Source organism: Mesorhizobium sp. M5C.F.Ca.ET.164.01.1.1 (assembly GCF_004792125.1).
Classification (GTDB): Bacteria; Pseudomonadota; Alphaproteobacteria; order Rhizobiales; family Rhizobiaceae; genus Mesorhizobium; species Mesorhizobium wenxiniae.
In genome coordinates this window covers 1-322 of record NZ_SRTG01000370.1, presented here as the reverse complement: position 1 = coordinate 322, position 322 = coordinate 1, and the positions used below count along the sequence as shown (strand labels likewise).

The window sequence follows — 322 nt, the reverse complement described above, 5'->3', positions numbered from 1 at the left end:
ATCGTGCGGCATGTCCCCAACGACAGAGAACAGGCATCGCTGAAGCGCCTTGTGGCGATCGCTGGCACCGCCGGCCAGATTCTCGAAGTCGGGTCGGGAGCGGGATACGACGCCGACTTTCTGGAGGGCCTGGGCGTCAAGGTTCGGCGCACCGACGCGACAAAGCGGTTTCTCGAGCTGCAGGCTGCGCGCGGCAAGCACGGCGAGCTTCTCGATCTCCTCACCGACGATCTCGGCGGCCCCTACGATGCAGTGCTGGCGCTCGCCGTCCTGATCCATGTGCCCCGCGACCAGATCGATCAGGTGCTCGCCAGGATAGCCG

Annotated in this window: 1 protein-coding gene; it reads left to right on the top strand. The window is 65.8% G+C overall.

Features of this window, described 5'->3' with window-relative positions; genetic code table 11:
* A partial coding sequence (locus EN807_RS33855) for a class I SAM-dependent methyltransferase (protein ID WP_135938041.1) occupies positions 1–322 on the top strand: 322 nt, incomplete at both ends.